Source organism: Paludisphaera soli (genome assembly GCF_011064595.1).
Lineage (GTDB): Bacteria > Planctomycetota > Planctomycetia > Isosphaerales > Isosphaeraceae > Paludisphaera > Paludisphaera soli.
Genome location: NZ_JAALJI010000087.1, coordinates 1 through 2,710 on the forward strand (window position 1 = coordinate 1; position 2,710 = coordinate 2,710).

Annotated in this window: 4 protein-coding genes; all 4 read left to right on the top strand. The window is 76.7% G+C overall.

Annotated features, from left to right (window positions below; all coding sequences use genetic code 11):
- Nucleotides 1-102: 102 nt before the first annotated feature.
- A complete protein-coding gene (locus G6O68_RS31540) occupies nucleotides 103-1,092 on the top strand; it encodes a hypothetical protein (RefSeq protein WP_165253681.1) in 990 nt (329 codons plus the stop codon).
- Entirely contained in the window at nucleotides 1,092-1,337 is a 246-nt protein-coding gene (locus G6O68_RS31545) for a hypothetical protein (protein ID WP_165253683.1), read from the top strand. The genes G6O68_RS31540 and G6O68_RS31545 overlap by 1 nt, the downstream gene beginning before the upstream one ends.
- 106 nt (nucleotides 1,338-1,443) lie before the next feature.
- On the top strand, nucleotides 1,444-1,743 hold the full coding sequence (locus tag G6O68_RS31550) for a hypothetical protein (RefSeq protein ID WP_165253685.1): 300 nt from the start codon (nucleotides 1,444-1,446) through the stop codon (nucleotides 1,741-1,743).
- 87 nt (nucleotides 1,744-1,830) lie between these two features.
- On the top strand, nucleotides 1,831-2,710 hold an 880-nt coding region (locus G6O68_RS31555; protein ID WP_206108288.1), incomplete at its 3' end, for a hypothetical protein.

The following is a 2,710-nucleotide window of genomic DNA, read 5'->3' on the forward strand; positions in this document are numbered from 1 at the left end:
ACCGCACCGCCCGCCTACCCCGGCGGGTAGACGTTAACGAAGACCCATACACGAGGCGGCGGTCCGCAAGGCCGGCCGCCTCGTCCCTTTCCAGGAGGTTCGATGACGACTTTGCTCGATCGCATCGAAGGACCCCCGACCGTCGGACCTGCCGCCCGCGACGACCTCGCCGGGCCGGCCCGGCGGCTGCGCGCCGAGACGGCCGCCGCCCGCGTCGCGTTCACCTGGCTGGGCACCCGCAAGGCACTGACCGCCCCGCAGCGCGACCGCGCCGCCGAGGCGTTCGACGCCGAGGGGGGATGCCTCAGCGCCGGCAAGCGGCTGCTCGACGTCAAGCACCCGGCGTTCCGCGCCGTCACCGCCGTCCGCGGCCGCATCCGCTCGTACTGGCGCGAGGTGTCGCTGCCCTTCCCAGAGCCGGGCGTGCGACTGATCCGACGCGACGCGGTGGACGAGTTCGCCCGCCGGATCGCCGACTTCCGCGGCGAGCTGGACGAGGCCGTCGCCGACCTTGACCGCCGCTACGGCGAGCTCCGGGCGGCCGCCGCCCGCCGCCTCGGCAGCCTCTACGACCCGGCCGACTACCCCGCCACGCTGGTAGGGCTGTTCGCAGTCGCCTGCGACTTCCCCTCGGTGGAGCCGCCCGACTACCTGATGCGGCTCGCGCCCGACCTCTACGAGCGCGAGCGGGCCCGGATGGAGTCGCGGTTCGAGGAGGCGGTCGCGCTGGCCGAGCGGGCGTTCGCCGAGGAGTTCGCCCGGCTGGTCGAGCACCTGGCCGAGCGGCTCGACGGCGTGGGCGACGACGGCCGCCCCAAGGTGTTCCGCGACTCGGCGGTGGAGAACCTGGGCAACTTCTTCGACCGCTTCCGCGCCCTCAATGTCCGCAGCGACGCGCAGCTCGACGAGCTGGTGGAGCGGGCCCGGTCGGCCGTGCGGGGCGTGGCTCCGAAGGACCTGCGCGAGGCCCCGGACCTGCGGCGGCGGGTGGCGACGCAGCTGTCCCAGGTCCAGTCGGCCCTGGACGGGATGCTGGTCGAGCGGCCCCGCCGCCGCATCCTCCGCCAGGCGGCCGCGCCGGGGGACGCCTGATGCGGCTCGTGGTCGACCCCCGCGGCGCCGTGCGGGCCGTCTACGCCGAGGCCATCGACCTGGCGGCGCTCGGCCGCCCCGCAATGACCCGCGCCAGCCACGTCGAGCCCGACGCCGAGGGCCGCTGGACGGCCGACCTGGGCCCCTCCGGCGGCCCCAGGCTGGGGCCTTTCGCCACCCGCAGCGAGGCCGTGGCGGCCGAGGTCGCCTGGCTGGAATCCAACCGGCTCGCGCCCCCCGGATGATCGCGCGCCGCGCGACGTCCCACGTCCGACCACGACCCACGCGACCCCGAAGCCGCCGGTCGCGTCGTGCGGCCGGCACCCGTCCCCGACCCGAGAGGAGCCCGCCGTGACCCAGTCCCAGCTCGACCGCACCGTCGCCCGCCGCACCGGCGAGCCGCTCGACGTGATCCGCCGCCTCGGCTTCCAGGCCCGCTCCGGGCGGCCCGACGACCTGGAGGCCGAGGACCTCCACCTGGCCGTCGACTGCCCGTTCTGCGGCGGCGGCGTCGCCCTGCCCGTCGGCCCCGGAGGCCCTCGCCCGCTGGCCGAATGCGGCGGCTGCGACGTCGAGTTCGCGTTCGCCGCCGCCGACGTCTACGCCGCCGGGCCCGGCCGCCGGCCCCACCGCCGAATCCACGCGGCGTAGCTGGCGGGCCCCTGCCAAGTCCTCACACGCCACCGCATTCATCCCATTAACGTTCCTCGGACCTCGTCTTGCACGGAGCCGACCGCCATGATCGTCCTGACCCGCCGCGAGGCCCGCCGCCTGCGGGCCGTCCTCCGCCGCCGCACCCTGGGCCTCGCCCGCAACGGCCCGGCCCCCCCGCTCGTCCTCGACGCCGGCCCGGGAGCCGGGTTGCGCGTCCGGCTGCACCTCGACCACCTGGCCGTCGAATGCCTCCTGGAGGGGACCGGCCTGGCCGAAGGGTCGGTCAGGCTTCCGATGGAGGCCCTGGCCGACTTCGACGGCCGCGACGACTCCCCTGTGCATCTGGAGACGCCTACGCCCGGCCGCGCGACCGCGCGTTGGGACGACCGGGGCGTCCCGCAGTCCCGCGAGTACGCCGTCCCGGACGTCGCGCCGCCGGCCTTCCCCGAGGCCCCCGCCGGCCTCGCCGAACGGCCCCCCGGGCTCCTGGAAGCCCTGGCCGAGGCCGCGGCGACGGCCGGCGAGCGGTCCGCCCGCCACGCCCTCGACTGCATCCTGATGAGGGGCTCGACGTCCGAAATCGTCGCCACCGACGGCCGGCAGGTGCTCGTCCAGGGCGGCTTCGGCCTGCCCTGGGACGACGACCTCCTCGTGCGCGCCGTCCCGCTCTTCGCGTGCAAGGCCCTGCCGCGCGACGCCCCCGTCGCGATCGGCCGGACGGGGTCCCACGTCGTGCTGCGGGCCGGGGCCTGGACGCTGCACCTGGCGATCCAGTCCGACGCCCGCTTCCCCCGGGTCGAGCACGCCGTGCCCGACCAGGCCTCGGCCTCGACCCGGCTGACGATCGACCCGGCCGACGCCGCGTTCCTGGCCGGGGCGATCGGCCGCCTCGCCGGCGGCGGCGAGCCGCACGCGCCCGCGACGCTCGACTGCAACGGCCGCGTCGCCGTCCGGGCCCGCGGGT